The organism is Rhizobium sophoriradicis (assembly GCF_025200795.1).
In the GTDB taxonomy this organism is placed as follows: Bacteria; Pseudomonadota; Alphaproteobacteria; order Rhizobiales; family Rhizobiaceae; genus Rhizobium; species Rhizobium sophoriradicis.
In genome coordinates this window covers 1,370,165-1,395,066 of sequence record NZ_CP104152.1, presented here as the reverse complement: position 1 = coordinate 1,395,066, position 24,902 = coordinate 1,370,165, and the positions used below count along the sequence as shown (strand labels likewise).

At 60.3% G+C, this 24,902-nt stretch carries 37 protein-coding genes; 4 read left to right on the top strand and 33 right to left on the bottom strand.

What is annotated here, in order from left to right; translation table 11 throughout:
• The first annotated feature begins 19 nt into the window (after positions 1 to 19).
• Positions 20 to 382: a lysozyme inhibitor LprI family protein gene (locus N2597_RS06925; RefSeq protein WP_183599971.1), complete on the top strand. Its 363-nt coding sequence runs from the start codon at positions 20 to 22 to the stop codon at positions 380 to 382.
• Positions 383 to 410: 28 nt separating this feature from the next.
• Here the strand turns inward: N2597_RS06925 and ilvD are convergent, their stop codons facing one another.
• Complete coding sequence (gene ilvD / locus N2597_RS06920; RefSeq protein WP_038688302.1) at positions 411 to 2,249, bottom strand: dihydroxy-acid dehydratase; 1,839 nt, start codon at positions 2,247 to 2,249, stop codon at positions 411 to 413.
• Positions 2,250 to 2,583: 334 nt separating this feature from the next.
• Between ilvD and msrP the strand changes: the two genes are divergently transcribed.
• Both msrP and msrQ read left to right on the top strand, forming a co-directional pair.
• Complete coding sequence (gene msrP / locus N2597_RS06915; protein ID WP_183599973.1) at positions 2,584 to 3,531, top strand: protein-methionine-sulfoxide reductase catalytic subunit MsrP; 948 nt, start codon at positions 2,584 to 2,586, stop codon at positions 3,529 to 3,531.
• Positions 3,531 to 4,187: a protein-methionine-sulfoxide reductase heme-binding subunit MsrQ gene (gene msrQ, locus N2597_RS06910; RefSeq protein ID WP_183599975.1), complete on the top strand. Its 657-nt coding sequence runs from the start codon at positions 3,531 to 3,533 to the stop codon at positions 4,185 to 4,187. Before msrP ends, msrQ begins: the two co-directional genes overlap by 1 nt.
• A 4-nt stretch (positions 4,188 to 4,191) precedes the next feature.
• Here the strand turns inward: msrQ and N2597_RS06905 are convergent, their stop codons facing one another.
• The 32 genes from N2597_RS06905 to rpsL form a co-directional block, all read right to left on the bottom strand.
• A complete protein-coding gene (locus N2597_RS06905; protein ID WP_039619199.1) occupies positions 4,192 to 4,593 on the bottom strand; it encodes a ribosomal maturation YjgA family protein in 402 nt (133 codons plus the stop codon).
• A gap of 172 nt (positions 4,594 to 4,765) precedes the next feature.
• On the bottom strand, positions 4,766 to 5,188 hold the full coding sequence (gene rplQ / locus N2597_RS06900) for a 50S ribosomal protein L17 (protein ID WP_009995243.1): 423 nt from the start codon (positions 5,186 to 5,188) through the stop codon (positions 4,766 to 4,768).
• Positions 5,189 to 5,312: 124 nt separating this feature from the next.
• Positions 5,313 to 6,323, bottom strand: a complete 1,011-nt coding sequence (locus N2597_RS06895) for a DNA-directed RNA polymerase subunit alpha (RefSeq protein ID WP_003547579.1) — start codon at positions 6,321 to 6,323, stop codon at positions 5,313 to 5,315.
• Between the two features lie 97 nt (positions 6,324 to 6,420).
• Entirely contained in the window at positions 6,421 to 6,810 is a 390-nt protein-coding gene (gene rpsK, locus N2597_RS06890) for a 30S ribosomal protein S11 (RefSeq protein ID WP_003547577.1), read from the bottom strand.
• A gap of 132 nt (positions 6,811 to 6,942) precedes the next feature.
• Entirely contained in the window at positions 6,943 to 7,311 is a 369-nt protein-coding gene (gene rpsM, locus N2597_RS06885; protein ID WP_003573772.1) for a 30S ribosomal protein S13, read from the bottom strand.
• A gap of 222 nt (positions 7,312 to 7,533) precedes the next feature.
• Positions 7,534 to 8,184, bottom strand: coding sequence for an adenylate kinase (locus tag N2597_RS06880; RefSeq protein WP_077991473.1), 651 nt, complete (start codon positions 8,182 to 8,184; stop codon positions 7,534 to 7,536).
• Positions 8,181 to 9,521 carry a preprotein translocase subunit SecY gene (gene secY / locus N2597_RS06875; RefSeq protein ID WP_038688293.1) on the bottom strand — a complete coding sequence of 447 codons (1,341 nt, stop codon included), beginning with the start codon at positions 9,519 to 9,521 and terminating at the stop codon, positions 8,181 to 8,183. The genes N2597_RS06880 and secY overlap by 4 nt, the downstream gene beginning before the upstream one ends.
• A 235-nt stretch (positions 9,522 to 9,756) precedes the next feature.
• Positions 9,757 to 10,233 (bottom strand): 50S ribosomal protein L15, encoded by a 477-nt coding sequence (gene rplO, locus N2597_RS06870; RefSeq protein WP_038688291.1) that lies wholly within the window; start codon positions 10,231 to 10,233, stop codon positions 9,757 to 9,759.
• 16 nt (positions 10,234 to 10,249) lie between these two features.
• Positions 10,250 to 10,459, bottom strand: coding sequence for a 50S ribosomal protein L30 (gene rpmD, locus N2597_RS06865; RefSeq protein WP_003547566.1), 210 nt, complete (start codon positions 10,457 to 10,459; stop codon positions 10,250 to 10,252).
• Positions 10,460 to 10,472: 13 nt separating this feature from the next.
• Entirely contained in the window at positions 10,473 to 11,042 is a 570-nt protein-coding gene (gene rpsE / locus N2597_RS06860; RefSeq protein ID WP_003573784.1) for a 30S ribosomal protein S5, read from the bottom strand.
• A gap of 132 nt (positions 11,043 to 11,174) precedes the next feature.
• Complete coding sequence (gene rplR / locus N2597_RS06855) at positions 11,175 to 11,537, bottom strand: 50S ribosomal protein L18 (RefSeq protein WP_077991471.1); 363 nt, start codon at positions 11,535 to 11,537, stop codon at positions 11,175 to 11,177.
• Between the two features lie 12 nt (positions 11,538 to 11,549).
• A complete protein-coding gene (gene rplF, locus N2597_RS06850) occupies positions 11,550 to 12,083 on the bottom strand; it encodes a 50S ribosomal protein L6 (RefSeq protein ID WP_038688286.1) in 534 nt (177 codons plus the stop codon).
• 42 nt (positions 12,084 to 12,125) lie between these two features.
• Positions 12,126 to 12,524, bottom strand: coding sequence for a 30S ribosomal protein S8 (gene rpsH / locus N2597_RS06845; protein WP_003547562.1), 399 nt, complete (start codon positions 12,522 to 12,524; stop codon positions 12,126 to 12,128).
• A 12-nt stretch (positions 12,525 to 12,536) separates the two neighbouring features.
• Positions 12,537 to 12,842 (bottom strand): 30S ribosomal protein S14, encoded by a 306-nt coding sequence (gene rpsN / locus N2597_RS06840; protein WP_003573787.1) that lies wholly within the window; start codon positions 12,840 to 12,842, stop codon positions 12,537 to 12,539.
• A 32-nt stretch (positions 12,843 to 12,874) separates the two neighbouring features.
• Positions 12,875 to 13,432, bottom strand: a complete 558-nt coding sequence (gene rplE, locus N2597_RS06835) for a 50S ribosomal protein L5 (RefSeq protein WP_003573788.1) — start codon at positions 13,430 to 13,432, stop codon at positions 12,875 to 12,877.
• Positions 13,425 to 13,733 carry a 50S ribosomal protein L24 gene (gene rplX, locus N2597_RS06830; protein ID WP_183599977.1) on the bottom strand — a complete coding sequence of 103 codons (309 nt, stop codon included), beginning with the start codon at positions 13,731 to 13,733 and terminating at the stop codon, positions 13,425 to 13,427. Before rplX ends, rplE begins: the two co-directional genes overlap by 8 nt.
• A gap of 12 nt (positions 13,734 to 13,745) precedes the next feature.
• Complete coding sequence (gene rplN / locus N2597_RS06825) at positions 13,746 to 14,114, bottom strand: 50S ribosomal protein L14 (protein WP_003573790.1); 369 nt, start codon at positions 14,112 to 14,114, stop codon at positions 13,746 to 13,748.
• A gap of 264 nt (positions 14,115 to 14,378) precedes the next feature.
• Entirely contained in the window at positions 14,379 to 14,618 is a 240-nt protein-coding gene (rpsQ, locus tag N2597_RS06820) for a 30S ribosomal protein S17 (protein WP_004674926.1), read from the bottom strand.
• Positions 14,619 to 14,630: 12 nt separating this feature from the next.
• The gene (gene rpmC / locus N2597_RS06815) at positions 14,631 to 14,831 is read right to left on the bottom strand and encodes a 50S ribosomal protein L29 (protein ID WP_003558545.1); all 201 of its coding nucleotides are present in this window, start codon (positions 14,829 to 14,831) and stop codon (positions 14,631 to 14,633) included.
• Positions 14,832 to 14,842: 11 nt separating this feature from the next.
• Positions 14,843 to 15,256 carry a 50S ribosomal protein L16 gene (rplP, locus tag N2597_RS06810; protein ID WP_003573792.1) on the bottom strand — a complete coding sequence of 138 codons (414 nt, stop codon included), beginning with the start codon at positions 15,254 to 15,256 and terminating at the stop codon, positions 14,843 to 14,845.
• A gap of 38 nt (positions 15,257 to 15,294) precedes the next feature.
• The gene (gene rpsC, locus N2597_RS06805; RefSeq protein WP_003573793.1) at positions 15,295 to 16,029 is read right to left on the bottom strand and encodes a 30S ribosomal protein S3; all 735 of its coding nucleotides are present in this window, start codon (positions 16,027 to 16,029) and stop codon (positions 15,295 to 15,297) included.
• Positions 16,029 to 16,418, bottom strand: coding sequence for a 50S ribosomal protein L22 (gene rplV / locus N2597_RS06800; protein ID WP_004674922.1), 390 nt, complete (start codon positions 16,416 to 16,418; stop codon positions 16,029 to 16,031). The genes rpsC and rplV overlap by 1 nt, the downstream gene beginning before the upstream one ends.
• 2 nt (positions 16,419 to 16,420) lie before the next feature.
• Positions 16,421 to 16,699: a 30S ribosomal protein S19 gene (gene rpsS / locus N2597_RS06795; protein ID WP_003573797.1), complete on the bottom strand. Its 279-nt coding sequence runs from the start codon at positions 16,697 to 16,699 to the stop codon at positions 16,421 to 16,423.
• Between the two features lie 15 nt (positions 16,700 to 16,714).
• Entirely contained in the window at positions 16,715 to 17,551 is an 837-nt protein-coding gene (gene rplB / locus N2597_RS06790) for a 50S ribosomal protein L2 (RefSeq protein WP_009986456.1), read from the bottom strand.
• A gap of 11 nt (positions 17,552 to 17,562) precedes the next feature.
• Complete coding sequence (locus tag N2597_RS06785) at positions 17,563 to 17,856, bottom strand: 50S ribosomal protein L23 (RefSeq protein WP_003547550.1); 294 nt, start codon at positions 17,854 to 17,856, stop codon at positions 17,563 to 17,565.
• Positions 17,853 to 18,473 carry a 50S ribosomal protein L4 gene (gene rplD, locus N2597_RS06780; RefSeq protein WP_010028977.1) on the bottom strand — a complete coding sequence of 207 codons (621 nt, stop codon included), beginning with the start codon at positions 18,471 to 18,473 and terminating at the stop codon, positions 17,853 to 17,855. The genes N2597_RS06785 and rplD overlap by 4 nt, the downstream gene beginning before the upstream one ends.
• A gap of 13 nt (positions 18,474 to 18,486) precedes the next feature.
• Positions 18,487 to 19,128 (bottom strand): 50S ribosomal protein L3, encoded by a 642-nt coding sequence (rplC, locus tag N2597_RS06775; RefSeq protein WP_016734008.1) that lies wholly within the window; start codon positions 19,126 to 19,128, stop codon positions 18,487 to 18,489.
• Positions 19,129 to 19,161: 33 nt separating this feature from the next.
• Complete coding sequence (gene rpsJ, locus N2597_RS06770) at positions 19,162 to 19,470, bottom strand: 30S ribosomal protein S10 (protein ID WP_003547547.1); 309 nt, start codon at positions 19,468 to 19,470, stop codon at positions 19,162 to 19,164.
• Between the two features lie 304 nt (positions 19,471 to 19,774).
• Positions 19,775 to 20,950 carry an elongation factor Tu gene (tuf, locus tag N2597_RS06765; RefSeq protein ID WP_009996414.1) on the bottom strand — a complete coding sequence of 392 codons (1,176 nt, stop codon included), beginning with the start codon at positions 20,948 to 20,950 and terminating at the stop codon, positions 19,775 to 19,777.
• A 68-nt stretch (positions 20,951 to 21,018) separates the two neighbouring features.
• Positions 21,019 to 23,118, bottom strand: a complete 2,100-nt coding sequence (gene fusA / locus N2597_RS06760) for an elongation factor G (protein ID WP_038688280.1) — start codon at positions 23,116 to 23,118, stop codon at positions 21,019 to 21,021.
• 29 nt (positions 23,119 to 23,147) lie between these two features.
• Positions 23,148 to 23,618 carry a 30S ribosomal protein S7 gene (gene rpsG, locus N2597_RS06755; protein ID WP_004669085.1) on the bottom strand — a complete coding sequence of 157 codons (471 nt, stop codon included), beginning with the start codon at positions 23,616 to 23,618 and terminating at the stop codon, positions 23,148 to 23,150.
• A gap of 77 nt (positions 23,619 to 23,695) precedes the next feature.
• The gene (rpsL, locus tag N2597_RS06750; RefSeq protein ID WP_003547537.1) at positions 23,696 to 24,067 is read right to left on the bottom strand and encodes a 30S ribosomal protein S12; all 372 of its coding nucleotides are present in this window, start codon (positions 24,065 to 24,067) and stop codon (positions 23,696 to 23,698) included.
• A 500-nt stretch (positions 24,068 to 24,567) separates the two neighbouring features.
• Here rpsL and N2597_RS06745 point away from each other — a divergent pair, with 500 nt between their 5' ends.
• Positions 24,568 to 24,861 carry a hypothetical protein gene (locus N2597_RS06745; protein WP_009992164.1) on the top strand — a complete coding sequence of 98 codons (294 nt, stop codon included), beginning with the start codon at positions 24,568 to 24,570 and terminating at the stop codon, positions 24,859 to 24,861.
• Positions 24,862 to 24,902 lie beyond the last annotated feature (41 nt).

Here is a 24,902-nt window from a genome sequence, read left to right as displayed (position 1 = left end):
CGGCAACAGGAACATAGGAATGATGGCAAAAAAAGCGATGACGATGGCCCTTGGCCTGGCGATCCTGGCGATCCTCACTTCGGGATCGGAGATGGCCAAGGCGGCGAGCTTCGATTGCGATGCGAAAGAATTGAAGCCGGACGAAAAAGCAATCTGTGACAACCGGGCACTCAACGATGCCGATGTCAGGATGGTCACGACCTTCGAGCTGCTCTCCGGGCTGATGGCCATGGGCTCGCGCGGAACATTGCAGGACGAACAGACGGCCTGGCTGAAGAAGCGGCAGGAATGCGGGGCAGATGCGGCCTGTATCAAGGCGGCCTATGACGAGCGGATGAAGCAGCTCGGCGAGAGTTATAAAAACATCAACCGGCCGCTTTGAAGCGGCCGGTCGGCAGAGCAGCTGGCTCTTAGCGGGCGTTCAGGTCGCGCACGGCGCCGCGGTCGGCGCTTGTTGCGAAAGCGGCATAGGCCTTGAGCGCCGTGGTGACATTGCGCTTGCGGACTTCTGTGGGATGCCAGCCCTTGCCGTCCTGCTCGGCGCGGCGGGCGGCAAGTTCGGCCTCGCCGACGCGCAGGCTGATGGTGCGGTTCGGGATGTCGATGTCGATCATGTCGCCCTCGCGGACCAGGCCGATCGTGCCGCCATTCGCCGCTTCCGGCGAGACATGGCCGATCGAAAGGCCGGAGGTGCCGCCGGAAAAGCGGCCGTCGGTGATCAGCGCGCAGGCCTTGCCGAGGCCCTTCGACTTCAGATAGCTCGTCGGATAGAGCATTTCCTGCATGCCGGGGCCGCCCTTCGGGCCCTCATAGCGGATGACGACGACATCGCCGGCCTTCACCTCGTTGGCGAGGATCGCCTTGACGGAGGCGTCCTGGCTTTCGAAAACGCGGGCGGGGCCGGAGAATTTCAGGATCGATTCATCGACGCCGGCCGTCTTGACGATGCAGCCGTCGATCGCAAGATTGCCCTTAAGCACGGCAAGACCGCCGTCTTTCGAGAAAGGATGCTCGACCGAACGGATGACGCCGTTCTGGCGATCCGTGTCGAGATCGTCCCAGCGGGCTTCCTGGCTGAAAGCGACCTGGGTCGGGATGCCGCCCGGAGCTGCGCGATAGAAATTGCGGACGGTGTCGCTGTTGGTGCGGGTAATGTCCCAGCGGTCGATTGCGTCGCCCAGCGTCTCGGCATGGACGGTCGGGCAATCGCGGTTCAGCAGGCCGCCCTTGTCGAGCTCTCCGAGGATCGACATGATGCCGCCGGCGCGGTGCACGTCTTCCATATGCACGTCGCTCTTGGCGGGCGCGACCTTCGAAAGGCACGGCACGCGGCGCGACAGCGCGTCGATATCGGCCATGGTGAAATCGACCTCGCCTTCATGGGCGGCGGCCAGGATGTGCAGGACGGTGTTGGTCGAACCGCCCATGGCGATATCGAGCGCCATGGCGTTCTCGAAAGCCTGCTTGGAGGCGATGGTGCGCGGCAGCGCCTTGACGTCGTCCTGCTCATAATAACGGCGGGCGAGATCGACGATAAGATGGCCGGCCTCGACGAAGAGGCGCTTGCGGTCGGCATGGGTGGCGAGCGTCGAGCCGTTGCCGGGCAGCGACAGGCCGAGCGCTTCCGTCAGGCAGTTCATCGAATTGGCGGTGAACATGCCGGAGCAGGAACCGCAGGTCGGACAGGCCGAGCGTTCGATGGTCTGGACATCCTCGTCGCTGATCTTGTCGTCGGCGGCGGCGACCATGGCATCGACGAGATCGAGCGCGTGGGTCTTGCCGTGCAGCACAACCTTGCCCGCTTCCATCGGACCGCCGGAGACGAAGACGGTCGGGATATTGAGGCGCAGTGACGCCATCAGCATGCCGGGGGTGATCTTGTCGCAGTTGGAAATGCAGACCATTGCGTCGGCGCAATGGGCATTGACCATGTATTCGACGCTATCGGCGATCAGTTCGCGCGACGGCAGCGAATAGAGCATGCCGTCATGGCCCATGGCGATGCCGTCGTCCACGGCGATCGTGTTGAATTCCTTTGCGACACCGCCGGCCGCCTCGATTTCGCGGGCGACGAGCTGGCCGAGGTCCTTCAGGTGCACGTGGCCGGGCACGAACTGGGTGAAGGAATTCACCACCGCGATGATCGGCTTGCCGAAATCCGAATCCTTCATGCCCGTGGCGCGCCAAAGGCCGCGCGCGCCTGCCATGTTGCGGCCGTGGGTCGTGGTTCTGGAACGGTAAGCTGGCATCGGTGTCTTCCTCGACGTGTCGGAAATGGTCAGGCGAAGCGAAGCGGCATGAAGCCTGCGGGCCGGGCGAACGCTGCCTTTTGGAATTGTCCTAATCCAATCGACCGGGGCTGTCACTACCGGCAAGGTCAAATCCGGTACGCTGCCGGGAAGGCACCTCGAGCGCCATCGATAATATACGGTTCGGCGCGAGCTTTTGGTTACAGCCTATTCCATCACAGCCGAACACAAAAAATTGGCTTCCCGTCGGCGAGATTCAAGGCATAGCTAATCCGAACATGCGGGCGGTTCGTTTAAGAACTATATTCAAGAAATCCGCCCTGGAGGTTTCGACATGCCAAGCTATCGCCCCCCGAAGATCGCGTCGTCGGAGATCACGCCGCGCCAGATCTATATGCGCCGGCGGGAATTCCTCGGTGCTGCAGCGCTCGGCGCCATGGCGCTTTACGGCGCCGGCAAGGCGAGTGCGGCCGCCCTTTCTGCCGTCGAGAGCAAGTATAAGGTCGACGAGAAGCCGACGCCGATCAAGGACGTCACCACCTACAACAATTTCTATGAGTTCGGCCTCGACAAGGGTGACCCTGCGGCAAATTCCGGCGATTTCAAGCCGCTGCCCTGGACGGTCAAGTTCGACGGCATGGTCAACAAGCCTGGCACCTTCGACCTCGAGGCGCTGATCAAGGAATTCCCGATCGAGGAACGCACCTATCGGATGCGCTGCGTCGAGGCCTGGTCGATGGTCATTCCCTGGGACGGCTTTCCGCTGGCATCGCTGCTCGACAAAGTCGAGCCGCTCGGCAGCGCCAAATATGTCGCCTTCGAAACCGTCGTCCGTCCGGAAGAGATGCCGGGGCAGAAGGGTTTCTTCCAGTCGCTTGACTGGCCTTATGTCGAGGGCCTGCGGCTCGACGAAGCGCGCCATCCGCTGACGCTGCTTGCCGTCGGGCTCTATGGCGAAACGCTGCCGAACCAGAACGGCGCGCCGATCCGCCTCGTCGTGCCGTGGAAATACGGCTTCAAGGGCATCAAGTCGATCGTCAGAATCACCCTTACCGACCAGCAGCCGAAGAATACCTGGCAGGTGACCAATCCGCAGGAATACGGCTTCTATGCCAACGTCAACCCTGCCGTCGACCATCCGCGCTGGAGTCAGGCAAGCGAGAGGCGCATCGGCGAAAGCGGCTTCTTCGGCGCGAGCCGCCGCCCCACCCTGCCCTTCAACGGCTATGCCGACGAGGTGGCAAGCCTTTATGCCGGCATGGACCTGAAGGCGAACTTCTGATGGCGGACTTTTCGCTCGCCATTCCGAAACGCTGGCAACCCGCCTCGGTCTGGCTGCTTTATGCCGTCGGGCTCCTGCCGGCCGCCTGGACCTTCTATCTTGGCGCGACCGATCAGCTCGGCGCCGATCCGGTCAAGACCTTCGAGCTCTTCCTCGGCATCTGGACGATCCGATTCCTGATCGCAACACTTGCCGTCTCGCCTGCCCGCGAGCTTCTCGGCTGGAACTATCTGCGCTACCGCCGCGCGCTCGGCCTACTGACCTTCTACTACGCGATGATGCATTTCACCGTCTATATGGTGCTCGACCAGGCGATGGATATCCAAGCGGTCATCAACGACGTGCTGAAGCGCCCTTTCATCATGTTCGGCATGGCGGCGCTGGCGATGCTTATTCCGCTGGCGGCGACGTCCAACAATTTCTCGATCCGCCGCCTTGGCGCGAACTGGAACTGGCTGCATCGACTGGTCTACATCATCGCCGCCAGCGGGGCGCTGCACTTCGCGCTTTCGACCAAGATCCTCGATCTCGAGCAATATATCTATGTCGGGCTGATCATCGCCCTTATCCTCTACCGCTCCTGGCGGCCGATCGCCCGCAGCCGGAAAAAGGCCCAGGGCCGGACGCGCAATCGCGCTGTGGCGTCGGCTTCATAAGGGATCACCGGCGTGCGGGATCGAACAGGTACGCTGCCGCTATGCCAACCGCGTAGGCCAGAATGTTCCACGGGGAAAAGATGCGGCCGAGCAGCAGCGCGCCTGCTGTGGTCAGTCGAAACGCGTCGAGCCAGGGCGTGTGGTAGAGCCGGAATAATTCCACCGAGATCGCGATGAACAGCGCCATGACGGCAATGACAGCCGGTCCTGGCCTGGCGACAATCAGCGCCACCAGCAGATAGACCATTGCGCCCCAGAGCGCCGACCCACCATATTTGACAAGGACGAAGGGCAGACCGGCCGCATAGCCAAAGCGCCTGAGCGCCAGCCCGAGTGCGATCACCACAAGGACGGCGGCGAGACGACGGACCTGTAGGCGAGAGCTGATTTGAACGATTTCAGACAAATGAACCTGTCCTGTCTCAAACCCAGCCGCCGCTGCGGCTGAAGTGCCAATTTCCAATGATCGAACGAGGCGTTACCTGCCCGGACCGACGCCCCGCTCCTCGCATCGTCCGCACCAACGAAAACAGCCGGGCTTTGCAGCCCGGCTGTTTCGTTTCCGCAGGAGCGGAAGATTAAGCGGCGACGGCCTGCTCTTCGGCAGCGACGCGGGCCTTGTCCGCGGCGCCCTTGGCGTAGGTGTCGCGGTCAACGAATTCGATGACGGCCATGGCGGCGTTGTCGCCCTGGCGGAAGCCGGCCTTCATGATGCGCAGGTAGCCGCCATTGCGGGTGGCGTAACGCGTTGCGATCGTGTCGAACAGCTTCGAAACGACGGCGGCGTCGCGGATCTGCGAGATCGCCTGACGGCGAGCGTGCAGGTCGCCGCGCTTGCCGAGCGTGACGAGCTTCTCGACGATCGGACGGATTTCCTTGGCCTTCGGCAGAGTCGTGACGATCTGCTCGTGGGTGATCAGCGAAGCCGCCATGTTGGCGAACATCGCCTTGCGGTGGCTTGCGGTTCTGTTCAGCTTGCGGCCGGCCTTTGCGTGGCGCATTGCTATTCTCCTTTAATGCAGTGCCCTTACTTCGTTACCGGGCCTGCCGTTTCCTGGCACATGCAGGCGATATGCCTGCTGTTTGACGGGGAAAGGCAGCCGATAGAGCCTGCCTTTTGTTTTCTCAGTATTGGTCTTCGTAACGCTTGGCGAGATCTTCGATGTTCTCGGGCGGCCATGCCGGCACTTCCATGCCGAGGTGCAGGCCCATGGAAGCGAGAACTTCCTTGATTTCGTTCAGCGACTTGCGACCAAAATTCGGTGTGCGGAGCATTTCTGCTTCGGTCTTCTGAATGAGGTCGCCGATGTAGACGATGTTGTCGTTCTTCAGGCAGTTTGCCGAACGGACCGACAGCTCGAGTTCGTCCACCTTCTTGAGGAGAGCCGGGTTGAAAGCGAGTTCGGTGACTGCTTCCTCTTCGGTCTCCTTCTGCGGCTCGTCAAAGTTGACGAAGACGCCAAGCTGATCCTGGAGGATGCGCGCCGCAAAAGCGACGGCGTCTTCGCCGGTGATCGAGCCATCGGTTTCGATGGTCATGTTCAGCTTGTCGTAGTCGAGAACCTGTCCTTCGCGGGTATTTTCAACCTTGTAGGACACCTTCTTGACCGGCGAATAAAGGCTGTCGACCGGGATGAGACCGATCGGAGCATCTTCCGCACGATTGCGTTCGGCCGGAACGTAGCCCTTGCCGTTGTTGACAGTGAATTCCATGCGGATTTCGGCGCCCTCGTCGAGCGTGCAGATCACATGCTCGGGGTTGAGGATTTCGATATCGCCGACCGTCTGGATGTCGCCAGCCGTAACAACGCCCGGGCCCTGCTTGCGCACGACCATGCGCTTTGCGTCGTCGCCATCCATCTTGATGGCGATTTCCTTGATGTTAAGCACGATGTCCGTGACGTCTTCGCGAACGCCCGGAATCGAGGAGAATTCATGCAGCACGCCGTCGATCTGCACCGCCGTGACGGCGGCACCGCGCAGCGAGGAGAGCAGAACGCGGCGCAGCGCGTTGCCGAGGGTAAGGCCGAAGCCGCGCTCCAGCGGTTCGGCAACGAGCGTCGCCCTGGTGCGCGAGCTCGAGGAGAACTCCACCTTGTTCGGCTTGATCAGTTCCTGCCAGTTCTTCTGAATCATGAGTTTGCCTTCCGTTCGTTGCCACCATCCAATCGTGACAACCGAGCTTGAAAACCACCAGGAGCGCGAAAGCGCTCACCGGTGACGAGAGCGATGATCAGACGCGGCGCTTCTTGCGCGGACGGCAGCCATTGTGCGGGATCGGGGTCACGTCGCGGATGGACGTGATCATGAAACCCGCAGCCTGGAGCGCGCGCAGAGCCGATTCACGACCCGAACCCGGACCGCAGACTTCGACTTCCAGCGACTTCATGCCGTGCTCCTGGGCCTTCTTGGCGCAGTCTTCGGCAGCGATCTGAGCAGCGAACGGGGTCGACTTGCGCGAGCCCTTGAAGCCCTTGGCGCCGGCCGACGACCAGGCAATTGCATTGCCCTGCGCATCGGTGATGGTGATCATCGTGTTGTTGAAGGTCGAGTTGACGTGAGCGACACCCGACGAGATATTCTTGCGCTCGCGACGGCGAACGCGGACGGCTTCCTTAGCCATGCTATTCCTTTCGTTGATCTCTTCACCGCCGTAATGCCAGCGGCTACACCGGAACGGCGCCTATATGGTCCCGCTCCAAACTCAAAAGAGGCCGGCGCAGCCCGCCAGCCCCTCATCCCGGTTTCCCGGAAATTACTTCTTCTTGCCAGCGATTGCCTTTGCCGGACCCTTGCGGGTGCGGGCATTGGTGTGCGTGCGCTGACCGCGGACCGGAAGGCCGCGGCGATGACGCAGGCCGCGGTAGCAGCCGAGATCCATCAGGCGCTTGATGTTCATCGCGGTATCGCGACGAAGATCACCCTCGACCTGATAGTCGCGGTCGATGGCTTCGCGGATCTGAAGGACTTCAGCGTCCGTCAGCTGATGCACACGACGTTCAGCCGGAATACCGACCTTCTCGACGATTTCCTGTGCGAATTTCGGACCGATCCCGTGAATGTAGGTCAGCGCGATGACGACGCGCTTTGCAGTCGGGATGTTGACGCCAGCGATACGTGCCACGCCTGTTCTCCTTGCATTCCAGTTGCCATCCGGCAAGTGGGCTTCGTTATGCGGTCTTTGGAACCGCCCGTTCAAATTTAGGTCCGCAACATGTCAAAACGACCGAACCCGGACTTCCCTGGGAAATCCGCGCCGATCGCATGGAATGTCGCGAGTTGGCGCGGTGTTTAGCGGAATCACTGCTGAAAAGCAACCGTTCCGCCAAGTTTTATTTTCAAAGCCTTAAAGCTTGGAAAGAATGGCTTCGACCTCGGCGGTTACCTGATCGATCTCCGCCATGCCGTCGACGGACCTGAGCTTGCCCTTGGCATGGTAGTAGCCGATCAGCGGTGAGGTTTCCTTGTAGTAGACCTGCAGCCGCGCCGTCATGGTTTCCGGAGTGTCGTCCGGACGGCGCTTGAAGTGGGTTGAACCACACTTGTCGCAAACGCCTTCATTGGCCGGAACCTTGTCGGTGTCGTGATAGACGCTACCGCACTGCGCGCAGGAGTAGCGACCGGCAACGCGACGGACTAGTTCGGCATCATCGACTCGGAATTCGACAACGACAGAGAGAGCGAGACCCTTCGCCTTCAGCATCGCCTCAGTGGCATCAGCCTGGACCAGCGTCCGGGGGAAGCCGTCGAGAATGAAGCCGTTGGCGCAATCGGGCTGGTCGATTCGCTCCGAAACGATAGCAATGACGATCTCATCCGAGACCAGCTTGCCGGCGTCCATCACCGCCTTGGCGCGCTTGCCGACTTCTGTGCCGGCACCTACCGCCGCACGCAGCATATCACCCGTGGAAAGCTGCGGAATGCCGTGCTTTTCCACGATCCGCTGGGCCTGGGTTCCCTTGCCCGCGCCCGGCGGCCCCAAAAGGATAAGTCTCATCGCCCCCTCTTTCCTCCACGCAACTTCGATTTCTTGATCAGGCCTTCGTATTGCTGCGCGATCAGGTGACCCTGGATCTGTGCAACCGTATCAAGAGTTACGCTAACCACGATCAAAAGCGAAGTCCCACCAAGGGCTAATGGAATGCCGGTTTGCGACACCAGAATCTCGGGAAGGATGCAGACGAAGACGAGATAGATCGCGCCGATGACCGTGATACGGGTCAGCACGTAGTCGATGTATTCGGCGGTGCGCTCACCCGGGCGAATGCCGGGAATGAAGCCGCCGTGCTTCTTCAGATTGTCGGCCGTGTCCTTCGGATTGAAGACGATGGCGGTGTAGAAGAAGGCGAAGAAGGCGATCAGTGCCGCATAGAGCACCATGTAGAGCGGCTGACCATGGCCGAGCGCCGCAACGATCGAGGTCGCCCAGGCCGGCATCGCTGTGGTGCTGGCAAAGCCGGCGATCGTTGCCGGCAGCAGGAGCAGCGACGACGCGAAAATCGCCGGGATGACGCCCGAGGTGTTAAGCTTCAGCGGCAGATGCGAGGTGTCGCCCTGGAACATGCGGTTGCCGACCTGGCGCTTCGGATACTGGATCAGCAGCCGGCGTTGCGCACGTTCGACGAAGACGATGACGCCGATCACGCCGATCGCGACGATAATGACGAGCAGGATGAGCGGGGTCGACAGCGCACCGGTGCGGCCGAGTTCGAGCGTGCCTGCAAGGGCCGTGGGAAGACCGGCGGCGATGCCGGCGAAGATGATCAGCGAAATGCCGTTGCCGATGCCGCGCGAGGTGATCTGCTCGCCGAGCCACATCAGGAACATCGTGCCGCCGAGCAGCGTCAGGACGGTGGAAACACGGAAGAACCAGCCCGGATCGACGACGAGGCCCTGGCCGCTCTCAAGACCGGCGGCAATGCCGTAGGCCTGCAGTGCGCCGAGAATCACCGTGCCGTAACGGGTGTACTGGTTGATGATCTTACGACCCTGTTCGCCTTCCTTCTTCAGGTTTTCGAGCGCTGGCACGACCGAGGTCATCAGCTGCACGATGATAGAGGCGGAAATGTAAGGCATGATGCCGAGCGCGAAGATCGCCATGCGCTCGACTGCGCCGCCGGAGAACATGTTGAAAAGGCCGAGGATGCCGCCTGCCTGGCCGCGGAAAGCCTGGGCATAGGCTTCGGGGTTGAGACCCGGAAGCGGAATGTGGGTACCGAGCCTGTAGACGAGGAGAGCTGCCAGTGTGAACCACAGGCGCTTCTTCAAATCCTCGGCTTTGGCAAAGGTCGAAAAATTGAGGTTGGATGCCAATTGTTCCGCTGCAGAAGCCATGCGATTCTCCGCGCTACCAATTCCGACCGTCTCTGAGGGACAGGCCGGCCCCGGAATCAGTATGAAAATTATTCAAAACCGGGCTCGGAACGGATTGCAGCGCAACCCCATGCCTCACCCTTGTTTCCAGTCTTATCGGCATGACGCGGGCGCGCCAGCCAACATTTTGTGAGGCCCACATATGGGAGCAAAATCGCCCGGTGTGAAGCACCCCGGGCGACATATCATCAGATTATTATTCGGCTGCAGCGGGAGCCGAAAGCAGGGTCACGCTGCCGCCGGCCTTTTCGATCTTCTCGACGGCAGGCTTGGAAGCGCCTGCGACGACGATGGTGATCTTGGCCTTGAGCTCGCCGTCGGCGAGAACGCGAACGCCGTCCTTGGCGCGGCGGATGACGCCGGCAGCCTTGAGGGAGGCTGCGTCAACGGTGGCCTTCGCATCGAGCTTGCCGGCGTCGATCGCAGCCTGGATACGGGCGAGCGACACGACGACGAAGTCGGAAGCGAAGATGTTGTTGAAGCCGCGCTTCGGCAGGCGACGATAGATCGGCATCTGGCCGCCTTCGAAGCCGTTGATGGCGACGCCGGAACGGGACTTCTGACCCTTCACACCGCGACCACCGGTCTTGCCCGAGCCCGAACCGATACCGCGGCCGAGGCGCTTGCGGCTGTGGGTCGAGCCTTCGTTGTCCTTGATTTCATTGAGTTTCATGAGCGTTTCCTCCGTCTCACTTCTCGTCGACGACGCGAACGAGATGCTGGACAGCACGGATCATGCCGCGAACCGAAGGGGTATCCTCCAGCGTGCGGCGACGGTGCATCTTGTTCAGTCCGAGACCGATCAGCGTGCGCTGCTGGACGTCCGGACGGCGAATCGGGCTGCCGATCTGTTCGATCGTGACAGTCTTCGCTTCAGCCTTCTTGGTAGCCTTGGCCATTGGTCAGCTCCTCTTATTCTTCAGAGGCGTTGCCGGAGGCGCTACGACGAGCCTGCAGCGTTGCATACTTAATGCCGCGCTGAGCTGCGATGTCCTTCGGGTGAACCTGGTGCTTCAGAGCGTCGAAGGTGGCGCGAACCATGTTGTAGGGGTTCGACGAACCGGTCGACTTGGCGACGACGTCATGCATGCCGAGAGTTTCGAAAACGGCACGCATCGGACCGCCGGCGATGATACCGGTGCCGACCTTGGCCGAGCGCAGCAGAACCTTGCCGGCGCCGTGGCGGCCATGAACGTCGTGATGCAGCGTACGGCCGTCACGCAGCGGTACGAAGATCAGTTCGCGCTTGGCGGCTTCGGTTGCCTTGCGGATGGCTTCCGGCACTTCGCGTGCCTTGCCATGGCCGAAGCCGACGCGGCCCTTCTGGTCGCCGACGACGACGAGTGCTGCGAAACCAAAACGACGGCCGCCCTTGACGACCTTGGCGACGCGGTTGATCGCGACGAGCTTGTCGACGAATTCGCTATCGCGCTCTTCACGGCTCTGGCGGTCTTCCCGCTGCGGCCTTCTTTCCTGTGCCATTGTCCTCTTCCTTTTTCTTTTCCGGGTGCAATCGGCAAACAAATGTGGACCGCATCAGCCTCCCCTTCTTGGGGAGTGCCTTGCGGTCCGGCGAAAATCCGGCCGGCGCAAAAGCGTCCGGCCGGAAACTGATCAGAAGGTGAGACCGCCTTCGCGGGCCGCTTCGGCGAGAGCCTTAATGCGGCCATGATAGATGAAGGCGCCACGGTCGAAAACGACGTCCGACACGCCGGCCTTGGAGGCGCGCTCGGCGACGAGCTTGCCCACTGCAGCAGCGGCGGCGGTATCGGCACCGGTCTTCAGAGAACCGCGCAGATCCTTGTCGAGGGTGGAGGCCGACGCAAGCGTCTTGCCGGCCACATCATCGATGATCTGGGCATAGATGTTCTTCGAGGAGCGATGAACCGACAGGCGCGGACGGCCATTGGCCACCGACTTGATATGACGGCGCACGCGGTTGGCACGACGTGCAAGTGCTTCTTTCCTGCTAGCCATTTCGCGTGATCCTTACTTCTTCTTGCCTTCTTTGCGGACGATCCGCTCGTCGGCATACTTGACGCCCTTGCCCTTGTAGGGCTCGGGACCGCGATATTCGCGGATTTCGGCGGCAACCTGGCCGACCTGCTGCTTGTTGATACCGCTGACGACGATTTCCGTCGGCTTCGGAACAGCGATCGTGATGCCGACCGGCGGTTCATAGACCACGTCGTGGCTGAAACCGAGGGCCAGCTGCAGGTTCTTGCCCTGCATGGCGGCGCGGTAACCGACGCCGTTGATTTCGAGCTTGCGCTCGAAACCGTCCTTGACGCCCTTGAAGATACCTTCGATCATCGTGCGGGACATGCCCCACTTCGACCGTGCATCTTTGGTCTGGTTCACGGGCGTCACGACGACCGCATTATCTTCGAGCTTGAGGCTGATTTCGTCGTTAGCGACGAAAAACAGCTCGCCCTTCGGGCCCTTTGCAGTAACCTTCTGGCCATCGACCGTAGCCGTGATCCCAGCAGGCACCTGAACGGGCTTTTTACCGATACGAGACATGTTTCAATCCTGTCTGTTCGCTATGGAGATCCCTGCCCGATCTTAGAAGACCGAGCAAAGAACCTCGCCACCAACGTTCTGTTCGCGAGCCTGGTGATCGGCCATCACGCCCTTCGGAGTCGAAAGGATGGTGATGCCGAGACCGTTCGCGACCTGCGGAATGGACTTGACCGAGACATAAACCCGGCGGCCCGGCTTGGACACACGGCCGATCTCACGGATCACCGATGCGCCTTCATAATATTTCAGCTCGATGCTGAGTTCCGACTTGCCATTGCCGAAATCGACAACGGAATAGCCACGGATGTAGCCTTCGGACTGCAGGACATCGAGAACACGTGCACGGAGCTTGGACGCAGGCGTCGAGACCGACGACTTGCGGCGGGAAGCGCCGTTACGGATACGGGTGAGCATATCGCCCAACGGATCAGTCATTGTCATCTAACCTGCTCCTTACCAGCTCGACTTGACGATGCCCGGCACCTTGCCGAGATTGCCCAGTTCACGCAGCGCAATACGCGACATGCGCAGTTTGCGGTAATATGCGCGTGGACGCCCCGAAACTTCGCAACGGTTGCGAATACGGGTCTTCGATCCATCACGCGGCAGGGATGCCAGCTTGATCGAGGCCTTGAACCGCTCTTCGATCGGAAGAGCCTGGTTCATGATGATCGCCTTCAACGCAGCCCGCTTAGCGGCCTGGTTGGCGACCGTAGTACGGCGGCGCTTGTTCTTTTCAACTGCGCTTGTCTTCGCCATGTCAGGTTCCTTTTCTACGCTCGTCGTTACGGTTATTGACGGAACGGGAAGCTGAACTCTTTCAGAAGAGCCCGTGCTTCGTCGTCGGTCGTCGCCGTCGTGCAAACGATGATGTCCATGCCCCACATCTGATCAACCTTGTCGTAGTTGATCTCAGGGAACACAATGTGCTCCTTGATGCCCATGGCGAAGTTGCCACGGCCGTCAAAGCTCTTCGGGTTCAGGCCGCGGAAGTCGCGAACGCGCGGGAGCGCGATGTTGACCAGACGGTCCAGGAACTCGTACATGCGGGCGCCGCGCAGGGTGACCTTGGCGCCGATCGGCATCTGTTCGCGGACCTTGAAGCCTGCGATAGAGTTGCGCGCACGGGTGATGACCGGCTTCTGGCCGGCGATCGCTGCGAGGTCGGCGGCAGCTACCGTCGGCTTCTTCGAGTCAGCGGTCGCTTCGCCGACACCCATGTTGATCACGATCTTGTCGAGCTTTGGGATCATCATCTCGTTGGCGTAGGAGAACTGCTCCTGCATCGCCTTGCGGATGCGCTCGACATATTCCTTCTTGAGCCGCGGCTCGTACTTTGCCTCAGCCATCGATCACTTCTCCAGAACGCTTGGCCACGCGGACCTTTTTGCCGTCAACGACCCTGAAACCGACGCGGGTCGGCTTGCCGTCCTTGTCGACGATTGCAATATTGGACAGGTGAACCGGGGCTTCCTTGTTGATGATGCCGGCTTCCTGGGTCTGCGTCTGGCGCTGGTGGCGCTTCACGACGTTGACGCCACGAACAACGGCACGATCTTCCTTCGGCATGACCTGAACGACTTCGCCGGTACGGCCCTTGTCCTTGCCAGCGAGCATGACGACCTTGTCGCCTTTACGAATCTTCTGCATCGCTTCCGCTCCTTACAGTACTTCGGGAGCCAGCGAGATGATCTTCATGTGGTTCTTGGCGCGAAGTTCGCGCGGAACCGGTCCGAAGATACGGGTGCCAATCGGCTCTTTCTTGTTGTCGATGAGGACTGCTGCGTTGGTGTCGAAGCGGATGACCGAGCCATCCGGACGACGGATGTCCTTGGCGGTGCGAACGACAACCGCCTTCATCACGTCACCCTTCTTCACGCGGCCGCGCGGGATCGCTTCCTTGATCGAAACGACGATGACGTCGCCGATCGAGGCATACTTGCGCTTCGAGCCGCCCAGCACCTTGATGCACATGACACGACGTGCGCCGGAATTATCCGCGACGTCGAGGTTTGTTTGCATCTGAATCATATCAGGTCGCCTTCTTGGTTTACCGGAATGGTTGGGCCTGGGCCCCCTACTCCGGCTTATGAAAATGTTCGCCGGCCAACCTGCCGCTAAGGCAAGTAGGAACGCGGCAATAGCTGAATAGCGCGGGGTCGATCGTGCCAGGGTGGTTTCCCGAACGGGACCTTCCGTGCGCTCAAAGCAAAAAGAACGCCCAGCATTCGAGCGTTCCGACGCTGCTTCATACAGATATTTCGGCGAGACGCAAGGCCTCGCGCAAAATTCTGTTTACTTGCCCTGGGCGGCGATCACCGTCCAGCGCTTGTCCTTCGAGATCGGCGCGCATTCCTCAATGGATACGGTATCGCCGATCTTGTACTGGTTGTTTTCGTCGTGGGCCTTGTACTTCTTGGAACGACGAACGGTCTTCTGGAGCAGCGGGTGAGCGAAACGACGCTCAACGCGAACCACTACCGTCTTCTCGTTCTTGTCGCCAACGACGACGCCCTGCAGGATGCGCTTCGGCATGTTTTTCTTCCTTTAGGCCTTAACTTCTGCCGCCTTCTGGCGGGCAATGGTTTTGACGCGGGCGATGTCCTTGCGGACTTCGTTGATGCGCGAGGACTTTTCGAGCTGGCCGGTCGCCTTCTGGAAGCGCAGGTTGAACTGCTCCTTCTTCAGCTTGGCAAGCTCGTCCTTGAGTTGGTCGGCGGTGAACGCGCGAACATCTGAGGCTTTCATGAGCTCAATCCTTACTCTGCAATGCGCTGTACGAAGCGCGTCTTGACCGAGAGCTTGGCAGAGCCGAGACGAAGCGCCTCACGGGCGATCTCTTCGCTGACGCCGTCGATCTCGAACATCATACGACCGGGCTTGACCTTGCATGCCCAGTACTCAACGGAGCCCTTACCCTTACCCATGCGGACTTCGGTCGGCTTTGCTGTTACCGGAACGTCCGGGAACACGCGGATCCATACACGGCCGGCGCGCTTCATGTAACGCGTGATCGCGCGGCGGGCCGCTTCGATCTCGCGTGCATTGACGCGGTTGGGCTCCTGAGCCTTCAGGCCGAATTCGCCGAATGCCAGGTCAGAACCGCCCTTGGCGACGCCCTTGATGCGGCCCTTGAACTGCTTGCGGTACTTAGTACGCTTTGGCTGCAACATTTTCTTACTTCTCCGAGCTTATCTTTCGCCAGCGCTAATTACGCGTTGTCGCGTTCGCGGCGACGATCGCCACGGTCGCGTTCGCGGCTTGCCGGACCCTGTGCGTCGCCTTCCAGCGCGCGACGTTCGGAAGCCATCGGATCGTGCTCAAGGATTTCGCCCTTGAAGATCCATACCTTGATGCCGCAGATACCGAATGCGGTTTCGGCTTCAGCCGTGCCGTAGTCGATGTCGGCGCGCAGCGTGTGCAGCGGCACACGGCCTTCGCGGTACCATTCCGTACGAGCGATTTCCGCACCGCCGAGACGGCCGGCGCAGGTGATCTTGATGCCTTCGGCGCCAAGACGCATCGCGGACTGAACGGCGCGCTTCATGGCGCGGCGGAAAGCCACGCGGCGCTCGAGCTGCTGGGCGATCGACTGAGCGACCAGCGTTGCGTCCACTTCGGGCTTGCGCACTTCGACGATGTTGAGGTGCGTTTCCGAGTTGGTCATATCGGACAGCTTCTTGCGGAGCTTGTCGATGTCGGCGCCCTTGCGGCCGATGATCAGGCCCGGACGGGCCGAGTGGATCGTGACGCGGCACTTCTTGTGCGGACGCTCGATGACCACCTTGGAGATCCCGGCCTGCTTCAGTTCGCTCATGACGAACTTGCGCATTTTCAGGTCTTCGTGCAGCAGCTGACCGTACTCGGCATTGTCCGCGAACCAGCGGCTATCCCAGGTACGATTGATGCCGAGACGGAAACCGATCGGATTAATTTTCTGACCCATTATGCGGCCTCCTCTGCTGCCTGCACTTCACGAACGACGATCGTCAGGTGCGCGAAGGGCTTTTCGATGCGCGACGCGCGACCGCGGCCACGAGCGTGGAAGCGCTTCATGACGATCGACTTGCCGACATAAGCCTCTGCGACGACAAGAGCGTCGACGTCGAGATCGTGGTTGTTCTCGGCGTTGGCGATCGCGGATTCGAGCGTCTTCTTGACGGCGCCCGCGATGCGCTTGCGGGAGAACTCCAGCTCAGCGAGTGCACGCTCCACCTTCTTGCCGCGGATGGCCGCAGCAACCAGGTTGAGCTTCTGGGGGCTGACGCGGAGCGTGCGGGCGACTGCTTGCGCCTCGTTGTCCTTCAGCCGGCGTTCGGCTTTTGCCTTGCCCATTGTTACTTCCTCTTCGCCTTCTTGTCCGCGCCGTGACCGTAGTAGGTGCGGGTCGGAGAGAATTCACCGAATTTGTGGCCGACCATGTCTTCATTGACGCTGACCGGGATATGCTTGCTGCCGTTGTAGACGCCGAAGGTAAGACCGACGAACTGCGGCAGGATCGTGGAGCGACGGCTCCAGATCTTGATCACTTCTGCACGTCCGCCTTCACGAACCTTCTCAGCCTTCTTGAGAAGATAGCCGTCAACGAACGGACCTTTCCATACTGAACGAGCCATTGGAGACTTCCTCTCTTACTTCTTACGCTGATGACGCGAGCGCATGATCATCTTGTCGGTCGACTTGTTCGACCGGGTACGCTTGCCCTTGGTCGGCTTGCCCCATGGTGTCACCGGATGGCGACCACCGGAGGTGCGGCCTTCACCACCGCCGTGCGGATGGTCGACCGGGTTCATGACAACACCGCGGTTATGCGGACGCTTGCCGCGCCAAACGGTACGACCGGCCTTGCCGTCGTTGATGTTGGCGTGGTCCGGGTTCGAGACGGCGCCGATCGAAGCGAGGCAGATGCCGCTGACCAGACGCTGTTCACCGGAGTTCAGGCGAAGGATCGCCATGCCCTGGTCACGACCGACGAGCTGCGCGTAGGAACCGGCGGAACGGGCGATCTGACCGCCCTTGCCCGGCTTCATTTCCACGTTGTGGATGATGGAGCCGACCGGGATGTACTGCAGCGGCATGGTGTTGCCGGGCTTGACGTCGACGGCCTTTTCTGAAGCGATGACCTTGTCGCCGGCAGCAAGACGCTGCGGAGCGATGATGTAAGCCTGCTCGCCGTCGGCATAGCTCACCAGCGCGATGAAAGCCGTACGGTTCGGGTCGTATTCGATACGCTCGACGGTGCCTTCGACATCGAACTTGCGACGCTTGAAGTCGACCAGACGGTAGCTACGCTTGTGACCGCCGCCGATGAAGCGGGCAGTGATGCGGCCGAGGTTGTTACGACCGCCGCTCTTGCTCAGACCTTCCGTCAGCGCCTTGACCGGCTTGCCCTTGTAGAGCGAGGAGCGGTCCACGATGACCAGCTGACGCTGGCTCGGGGTCGTCGGATTGAATGTTTTCAATGCCATTTTCTTATTCCTCAGAGACCGGTGGAGACGTCGATCGTCTGGCCTTCAGCCAGCGTCACGACAGCCTTCTTCACGTCCTTCTGCTTGCCGACAAAACCGCGGAACCGCTTGGTCTTGCCCTTGCGCAGCAGAGTGTTGACGGCCGTGACCTTGACGCCGAACAGCGCCTCGACCGCAGCCTTGATTTCCGGCTTCGTCGCCTGCTTGGCGACATTGAAAACAACCTGGTTGTTCTCGGAGACCAGCGTGGACTTTTCGGTGATCGCCGGGGAGACGATCACATCGTAGTGGCGGAGATCGGTCACTTGAATCGCTCCTCTAGCGCTTCAACCGCAGCCTTGGAAAGCACGAGCTTGCCGCGGCGCACGATGTCGTAAACATTGATGCCCTGGATCGGCAGAACATCGATGTTCGGGATGTTCTGAGCTGCGAGCTTGAAGTTGCCGTCAAGCTCTGCGCCGCCGATGAAGAGGGCGTTGGTCAGGCCGAGCGTCTCGAAAACGGACGCGAGAGCCTTGGTCTTGGCTTCGGCAGCAACCAGGTTGTCGATGACGATGACGTCATCGGCCTTGATCTTGGCCGAAAGGGCGTGGCGGAGGCCAAGCGCGCGAACCTTCTTCGGAAGGTCGTGCTCGTGGCTGCGGACGACCGGGCCGTGGGCCTTGCCGCCGCCGCGGAACTGCGGAGCGCGAGCCGAATGGTGACGGGCGCGGCCCGTACCCTTCTGCTTGTACATCTTGGCGCCGGTGCGCGAAACTTCAGCGCGGCCCTTTGCCTTGTGCGTGCCCTGCTGCTTCTTGGCAAGCTGCCAGCGGATGACGCGGGCGAGAATGTCTTCGCGGGGCTCGAGGCCGAAAATTTCGTCCGAAAGGGAAACCTTCCCGGCGTCTTTTCCCTCGAGGGTCTTGACGTTCAATTCCATTGATCTGGCTCCCTTACTTCGCGGCCGACTTGACGGCGTCGCGCACGATGATCCAGGCACCCTTGGAACCGGGAACAGCACCCTTGATCAGGATCAGACCACGATCTTCGTCGGTCGAAACCACTTCCAGGTTCTGCGTCGTGACGCGCGTCTGGCCCATGTGACCAGCCATCTTCTTATTCTTGAAAACCTTGCCCGGATCCTGGCGCGAGCCTGTCGAACCGTGCGAGCGGTGTGAAACAGACACACCGTGCGTGGCGCGCAGACCGCCGAAACCGTGGCGCTTCATGGCGCCGGCAAAACCCTTACCGATCGTCGTGCCCGTCACGTCGACGAGCTGACCGGCGGCAAAGTGACCTGCCTTGATCTCGGTGCCGATCTCGAGCAGATTGTCTTCCGAGACGCGGAATTCTGCGAGCTTGGCCTTCGGCTCGACGTTGGCGACAGCAAAGTTGCCGCGCATCGCCTTCGACGTGTTTTTCACCTTCGCCTGGCCTGCACCGAGCTGAACTGCGGTATAGCCATTCTTTTCGACAGTGCGCGTGGCAACGACCTGGCAGCCGTCCATACGCAGTACCGTTACCGGGACATGCTCGCCGGCGTCGTTGTAGACGCGGGTCATTCCCACCTTCTGTGCAATCACACCTGAACGCATCGGTTCAATCCTTCCAACTCAGCTCGAGCAAGCTCAGAGCTTGATCTCAACATCGACACCGGCGGCGAGATCGAGCTTCATCAGCGCGTCCACCGTCTGCGGGGTCGGGTCTACGATGTCGAGAAGGCGCTTATGCGTGCGCATCTCGAACTGTTCGCGGCTCTTCTTGTCGATGTGCGGGGACCGGTTGACCGTAAACTTCTCGATGCGGGTCGGAAGCGGAACGGGGCCCCGGACGCTTGCACCGGTGCGCTTCGCCGTCGACACGATCTCGCGCGTAGAAGCATCGAGAATCCGGTGATCGAACGCCTTCAGGCGAATGCGGATATTTTGGCCGTTCATTCGACGTTATCCTTGTGTTTGTTTCCCACATGTCTCTGGACAAGACACGGGTTGTTCTTTCTTCCTAAGGCGGACCACCGGTTTCAAAGATCGAGAGGGCGCCGAAACGGAACCCTATCCAGTCTTCAGGGCCTTCTAGCCCACCTTAATTGGTTGTTTAGTCACCGCTTCGTTATCCAAAGCAGTACGCAAATCGCGCTCGCGCGCCATTTGCTATATTTCTGTGTAATAAGCAAGCGGCTTCCGCCGCCTGCTTCATAATAATGTCATCGAATCGGCCACTCCGCCGGAGCGGCCGAAGGGATTACTCGACGATCGAAGCGACGATACCGGCGCCGACGGTGCGGCCGCCTTCGCGGATGGCGAAGCGCAGCTTTTCTTCCATCGCGATCGGAACGATCAGCTCGACGGCAACCGTGACGTTGTCGCCCGGCATGACCATTTCCGTGCCTTCCGGCAGCGTGACGATGCCGGTCACGTCGGTCGTGCGGAAGTAGAACTGCGGACGGTAGTTGGTGAAGAACGGCGTATGACGGCCGCCCTCTTCCTTCGTCAGGATGTAGGCTTCAGCCATGAACTTCTTGTGCGGCTTGACCGAACCCGGCTTGCACAGGATCTGGCCACGCTCGACGCCGTCACGGTTAACACCGCGAACCAGCGCGCCGATGTTGTCGCCGGCCTGGCCCTGGTCGAGCAGCTTGCGGAACATTTCAACGCCGGTGACCGTCGTCTTCGAGGTCGGACGGATGCCGACGATCTCGACTTCTTCGCCAACCTTGACGATGCCACGCTCGACGCGGCCGGTCACGACAGTGCCGCGGCCGGAGATCGAGAACACGTCTTCGATCGGCATCAGGAACGGCTGGTCGATCGGACGCTCAGGCGTCGGGATGTAGGAGTCGACCGCTGCCATCAGCTCGCGGATCGCGTCTTCGCCGATCTTCTTGTCGCTATCTTCAAGAGCGGCAAGCGCCGAACCCTTGACAACCGGGATGTCGTCGCCCGGGAAGTCGTAGGACGACAGCAGTTCGCGAACTTCGAGCTCAACCAGTTCGAGCAGCTCGGCGTCGTCAACCTGGTCGACCTTGTTCAGGAACACCACGATCGCCGGAACGCCAACCTGGCGGGCCAGCAGAATGTGTTCGCGCGTCTGCGGCATCGGGCCGTCAGCAGCCGAGCACACCAGGATCGCGCCGTCCATCTGGGCAGCACCGGTGATCATGTTCTTGACGTAGTCGGCATGGCCGGGGCAGTCGACGTGCGCGTAGTGGCGGGCCGGCGTCTCATATTCGACGTGCGCCGTCGAGATGGTGATGCCGCGTGCCTTCTCTTCCGGAGCCGCGTCGATCTGGTCGTACGCCTTGAACTCACCGAAGTACTTCGTGATCGCTGCCGTCAGAGACGTCTTGCCGTGGTCAACGTGGCCGATCGTGCCAATGTTGACGTGCGGCTTGTTGCGCTCAAACTTACTCTTTGCCATTTTCGGCTCTCCGTTTTGCTAGTCCCCGAGGGGAGCTAATTCTTGTTATCGGTCAATTGGTATTCCGGTCACTTCTGACCGGAATACTTTGCCTGGATCTCGGTTGCGACGTTCGACGGGACCGGCGAGTAATGATCGAAGGTCATCGTGTACTGAGCACGGCCCTGCGACATGGAGCGCAGGTTATCGACGTACTTGAACATATTCGCCAGCGGGACGTTGGCGTTGATGACAACGGCCACACCGCGGCTTTCCTGACCCTGGATCTGACCACGGCGGGAGTTGAGGTCGCCGATAACGTCACCGACGTAATCTTCCGGGGTAACGACTTCGACCTTCATCATCGGCTCGAGCAGCTGAGCACCGGCCTTCTTCGCAGCTTCACGGAAGCAGGCGCGGGAAGCGATTTCGAACGCCAGAACCGAGGAGTCAACGTCGTGGAAGGCACCGTCGATGAGGGTCGCCTTGACGCCGAGCATCGGGAAGCCAGCCAGCGGACCCGAAGACAGAACGCTCTCGATACCCTTCTGAACGCCCGGGATGTATTCCTTCGGAACAGCACCACCGACGATCTTGGATTCGAACTTGAAGTCATCGCCTTCAGGGTTCGGTTCGAAGACAATCTTGACGCGCGCGAACTGGCCGGTACCACCGGACTGCTTCTTGTGCGTGTAGTCTTCTTCGTGCTGGCGCGTGATGGTTTCGCGGTAAGCAACCTGTGGCGCGCCGACGTTTGCTTCAACCTTGAACTCGCGGCGCATGCGGTCGACGATGATGTCGAGGTGCAGTTCGCCCATGCCGGCAATGATCGTCTGGCCGGATTCCTGATCCGTCTTCACGCGGAAGGACGGATCTTCGGCAGCCAGGCGGTTGAGCGCGAGGCCCATCTTTTCCTGGTCGCCCTTGGACTTCGGCTCGATAGCGATCTGGATGACCGGCTCCGGGAATTCCATACGCTCGAGGATAACCGGCTTCAGCGGGTCGCAGAGCGTATCGCCAGTGGTGGTTTCCTTGAGGCCGGCGAGAGCAACGATGTCGCCGGCAAAGGCTTCTTCGATGTCTTCACGCGAGTTGGAGTGCATCTGCAGCATGCGGCCGACGCGCTCGCGCTTGTCCTTGACCGTGTTCATGACCGACGAACCCTTTTCGAGCTTGCCGGAGTAGATACGGGCGAAGGTGAGCGAACCAACGAAGGGGTCGTTCATGATCTTGAATGCGAGCATGGAAAGCGGCTCGGCGTCGTCTGCATGCCGCTCGATTTCAGCTTCCGTCTTGAAGTCGATGCCCTTGATCGCCGGAATGTCGAGCGGTGACGGCAGGTAATCGACAACGGCGTCGAGCAGTGGCTGAACACCCTTGTTCTTGAAAGCGGTGCCGCAGAACATCGGATGGAACTTGACGTCGATCGTGCCGCGACGAACGAGTTCGCGGATCTTGTCGTTGTCAGGCATGTTGCCTTCGAGGTAGGCTTCCATCGCCGCTTCGTCGATCTCGACAACCGTCTCGATCAGCTTTTCGCGATATTCTTCAGCCTTGGCCTTCATGTCCTCCGGGATCTCAACGACGTCCCACTGGGCGCCGAGAGATTCGTCGCGCCAGATGAGAGCATTCATCTCGACCAGGTCGATAACGCCCTTGAAGTCGCTTTCAGCGCCGATCGGCAGCTGCATGACGACAGCGATCGCGCCCAGACGGGTCTTGATCATCTCGACCGAACGGTAGAAGTCCGCACCGGTCTTGTCCATCTTGTTGCAGAAGATCATACGCGGAACGTTGTACTTCTCAGCCTGACGCCAGACTGTTTCCGTCTGCGGCTCAACACCGGCGTTGGCATCGAGAAGAGCAATCGCACCGTCGAGAACGCGCAGCGAACGCTCGACTTCGATGGTGAAGTCGACGTGGCCGGGAGTGTCGATGATGTTGAAGCGGCGCATCTTGCCGTCACGGCCCTTCCAGAAGGTCGTGGTGGCAGCAGACGTGATCGTGATGCCACGCTCCTGCTCCTGCTCCATCCAGTCCATGGTGGCTGCGCCGTCGTGGACTTCGCCGATCTTGTGCGACTTGCCGGTGTAATAAAGGATACGCTCGGTGGTCGTGGTCTTGCCGGCGTCGATATGCGCCATGATACCGAAATTGCGGTAGTCTTCGATCTTATATTCGCGAGCCATTGTGGACTGCCTTTCGATACCGTTCGGAATTACCAGCGATAGTGCGAGAACGCGCGGTTGGCGTCAGCCATCTTGTGCGTGTCTTCGCGCTTCTTGACGGCGGAGCCGCGGTTGTTGGACGCATCGAGCAGTTCGCCGGAAAGACGATCGATCATGGTCGTTTCGTTGCGCTTGCGGGCAGCGGCGATCAGCCAGCGAATGGCGAGGGCCTGGCGGCGCTCCGGACGAACGTCGACCGGAACCTGATAGGTCGCACCACCGACGCGGCGCGAGCGGACTTCAACGTGCGGGGCAATGTTGTCGAGCGCAGAATGGAAAACCGAAAGCGGCTCCTGCTTGGACTTACCCTGAACGGCGTCGAACGCACCGTAGACGATGTTTTCAGCAACGGACTTCTTACCATCGAGCATGATGGCATTCATGAACTTGGTGACAACGAGATCGCCGAACTTCGGATCCGGATTGATCTCGCGCTTTTCTGCTTTATGACGTCTGGACATACTTTTCGTCTCTTCAACCGTTAAGGCGCTTCATCACGCGGAGGACCTCGCGCAGCGCCGGACTATTCAAAACCGAATTACTTCGGACGCTTCGCGCCGTACTTGGAGCGGCGCTGCTTGCGGTTCTTGACACCCTGGGTATCGAGAACGCCGCGGATGATGTGGTAACGGACACCCGGAAGGTCCTTGACGCGGCCGCCGCGGATCATCACGACGGAGTGTTCCTGAAGGTTGTGGCCTTCACCGGGGATGTAACCAATGACTTCGAAGCCGTTGGTCAGGCGGATCTTGGCGACCTTACGCAGAGCCGAGTTCGGCTTCTTCGGCGTCGTCGTGTAGACGCGCGTGCAAACGCCGCGCTTCTGCGGGTTCTCCTGGAGAGCGGGAACCTTATTACGCTTTACGTTCGCCTGGCGAGGCTTGCGGATCAGCTGGTTTACGGTAGGCATTCAACCATCCCTTACGTTTATCTCAGTACCCTTGCGGGCTTGAACTCGCGCCGTCTCCGGCAATGACGCATGCTTTCGGTTCAATGCGCAAAATATGGCCCGATCCGCTTCCGCAGATGGACCACAAGGAGCAGAGGACGCATGAAATTATGCGTCATGCGTGCAGCATCATGACTTCAACGTGCGTTTAGAACCTTGTTTGAGGTGAACTTCAGGGCGCGTCGCCCCGAACAGCCAAGCCTCACATGGGATCTGATGGGCGGGGTACTACTGGTTTCCACCCCTCTCGTCAAGGCCGGTTAAGAAATAAACTCGCCCTATCGCCTTGATATGCGGGGCGGATGCCCTGTTTTCACCCTTGTAGACGAATCCACGGGCGTGATCCAAGATAAAAACTTGGGCATCGCAGCAAAAGCAGTTAAGGAATCAGCAATTGCGGCGTTAAGCCCTCACAGCAGGATTCGAGCGATCGAATCGTCACGGAAGCCGAAGGACAGGCGATGATCACGACACCTGATAACGACAACAATTTCGATGGGCCGATGATCTTCATCATCATCGGCAAGGGCTATGAGTCCGACTCCAGCGAAGGCATCGACCTGCATATCATGCTGAAGGCGCCCGACGACGACACGGCTGTACGCGAGGCCCTGAACGCCCTTGCCGAAGAGGGCTTCATCGAGGCCGATCTCGACCAGATCGGCATGCTGACCGAAGTTCCGGCGGAAGAGCCGCATGCCTCAGCGTACCAGGGCGCGGTCGACGGCGAGGTCGCGATCATTCGGTTCAACTGACCGCAGCTGCATCAGCGAGCGCTGCTTCGAAGAGAGATGGC

What these genes read in the sequence shown, in the direction of transcription:
- rplV (WP_004674922.1), bottom strand. Translation starts at nt 16,418, where the DNA reads ATGGGCAAGGCAAAAGCCGAACGCCGGCTGAAGGACAACGAGGCGCAA.
- rplQ (WP_009995243.1), bottom strand. Translation starts at nt 5,188, where the DNA reads ATGCGCCACGCAAAGGCCGGCCGCAAGCTGAACAGAACCGCAAGCCAC.
- N2597_RS06880 (WP_077991473.1), bottom strand. Translation starts at nt 8,184, where the DNA reads ATGAGACTTATCCTTTTGGGGCCGCCGGGCGCGGGCAAGGGAACCCAG.
- ilvD (WP_038688302.1), bottom strand. Translation starts at nt 2,249, where the DNA reads ATGCCAGCTTACCGTTCCAGAACCACGACCCACGGCCGCAACATGGCA.
- msrP (WP_183599973.1), top strand. Translation starts at nt 2,584, where the DNA reads ATGCCAAGCTATCGCCCCCCGAAGATCGCGTCGTCGGAGATCACGCCG.
- rpmD (WP_003547566.1), bottom strand. Translation starts at nt 10,459, where the DNA reads ATGGCCAAGGCTACCAAGAAGGCTGAAGCGAAGACTGTCACGATCGAA.
- rplX (WP_183599977.1), bottom strand. Translation starts at nt 13,733, where the DNA reads ATGCAGAAGATTCGTAAAGGCGACAAGGTCGTCATGCTCGCTGGCAAG.
- rpsE (WP_003573784.1), bottom strand. Translation starts at nt 11,042, where the DNA reads ATGGCACAGGAAAGAAGGCCGCAGCGGGAAGACCGCCAGAGCCGTGAA.
- tuf (WP_009996414.1), bottom strand. Translation starts at nt 20,950, where the DNA reads ATGGCAAAGAGTAAGTTTGAGCGCAACAAGCCGCACGTCAACATTGGC.
- rpsN (WP_003573787.1), bottom strand. Translation starts at nt 12,842, where the DNA reads ATGGCGAAGACAAGCGCAGTTGAAAAGAACAAGCGCCGCCGTACTACG.
- secY (WP_038688293.1), bottom strand. Translation starts at nt 9,521, where the DNA reads ATGGCTTCTGCAGCGGAACAATTGGCATCCAACCTCAATTTTTCGACC.
- N2597_RS06895 (WP_003547579.1), bottom strand. Translation starts at nt 6,323, where the DNA reads ATGATTCAGAAGAACTGGCAGGAACTGATCAAGCCGAACAAGGTGGAG.
- rplF (WP_038688286.1), bottom strand. Translation starts at nt 12,083, where the DNA reads ATGTCTCGTATCGGTAAAAAGCCCGTTCAGGTGCCTGCTGGGATCACG.
- rpsC (WP_003573793.1), bottom strand. Translation starts at nt 16,029, where the DNA reads ATGGGTCAGAAAATTAATCCGATCGGTTTCCGTCTCGGCATCAATCGT.
- rplN (WP_003573790.1), bottom strand. Translation starts at nt 14,114, where the DNA reads ATGATTCAGATGCAAACAAACCTCGACGTCGCGGATAATTCCGGCGCA.
- rplB (WP_009986456.1), bottom strand. Translation starts at nt 17,551, where the DNA reads ATGGCATTGAAAACATTCAATCCGACGACCCCGAGCCAGCGTCAGCTG.
- rpsQ (WP_004674926.1), bottom strand. Translation starts at nt 14,618, where the DNA reads ATGCCGAAGCGCATCCTGCAGGGCGTCGTCGTTGGCGACAAGAACGAG.
- rpsK (WP_003547577.1), bottom strand. Translation starts at nt 6,810, where the DNA reads ATGGCTAAGGAAGCCGTCCGCGTTCGCCGTCGCGAGCGCAAGAATATC.
- rpsJ (WP_003547547.1), bottom strand. Translation starts at nt 19,470, where the DNA reads ATGAACGGCCAAAATATCCGCATTCGCCTGAAGGCGTTCGATCACCGG.
- rplO (WP_038688291.1), bottom strand. Translation starts at nt 10,233, where the DNA reads ATGAAACTCAATGAAATCAAGGACAACGAAGGCTCGACCCACAGCCGC.
- rplD (WP_010028977.1), bottom strand. Translation starts at nt 18,473, where the DNA reads ATGGAATTGAACGTCAAGACCCTCGAGGGAAAAGACGCCGGGAAGGTT.
- rpsS (WP_003573797.1), bottom strand. Translation starts at nt 16,699, where the DNA reads ATGGCTCGTTCAGTATGGAAAGGTCCGTTCGTTGACGGCTATCTTCTC.
- N2597_RS06925 (WP_183599971.1), top strand. Translation starts at nt 20, where the DNA reads ATGATGGCAAAAAAAGCGATGACGATGGCCCTTGGCCTGGCGATCCTG.
- fusA (WP_038688280.1), bottom strand. Translation starts at nt 23,118, where the DNA reads ATGGCTCGCGAATATAAGATCGAAGACTACCGCAATTTCGGTATCATG.
- rplP (WP_003573792.1), bottom strand. Translation starts at nt 15,256, where the DNA reads ATGTTGCAGCCAAAGCGTACTAAGTACCGCAAGCAGTTCAAGGGCCGC.
- rplE (WP_003573788.1), bottom strand. Translation starts at nt 13,432, where the DNA reads ATGGCTGAGGCAAAGTACGAGCCGCGGCTCAAGAAGGAATATGTCGAG.
- N2597_RS06745 (WP_009992164.1), top strand. Translation starts at nt 24,568, where the DNA reads ATGATCACGACACCTGATAACGACAACAATTTCGATGGGCCGATGATC.
- rpmC (WP_003558545.1), bottom strand. Translation starts at nt 14,831, where the DNA reads ATGAAAGCCTCAGATGTTCGCGCGTTCACCGCCGACCAACTCAAGGAC.
- rplR (WP_077991471.1), bottom strand. Translation starts at nt 11,537, where the DNA reads ATGGCTAGCAGGAAAGAAGCACTTGCACGTCGTGCCAACCGCGTGCGC.
- rpsH (WP_003547562.1), bottom strand. Translation starts at nt 12,524, where the DNA reads ATGACAATGACTGATCCGTTGGGCGATATGCTCACCCGTATCCGTAAC.
- rplC (WP_016734008.1), bottom strand. Translation starts at nt 19,128, where the DNA reads ATGCGTTCAGGTGTGATTGCACAGAAGGTGGGAATGACCCGCGTCTAC.
- rpsL (WP_003547537.1), bottom strand. Translation starts at nt 24,067, where the DNA reads ATGCCTACCGTAAACCAGCTGATCCGCAAGCCTCGCCAGGCGAACGTA.
- msrQ (WP_183599975.1), top strand. Translation starts at nt 3,531, where the DNA reads ATGGCGGACTTTTCGCTCGCCATTCCGAAACGCTGGCAACCCGCCTCG.
- rpsG (WP_004669085.1), bottom strand. Translation starts at nt 23,618, where the DNA reads ATGTCCAGACGTCATAAAGCAGAAAAGCGCGAGATCAATCCGGATCCG.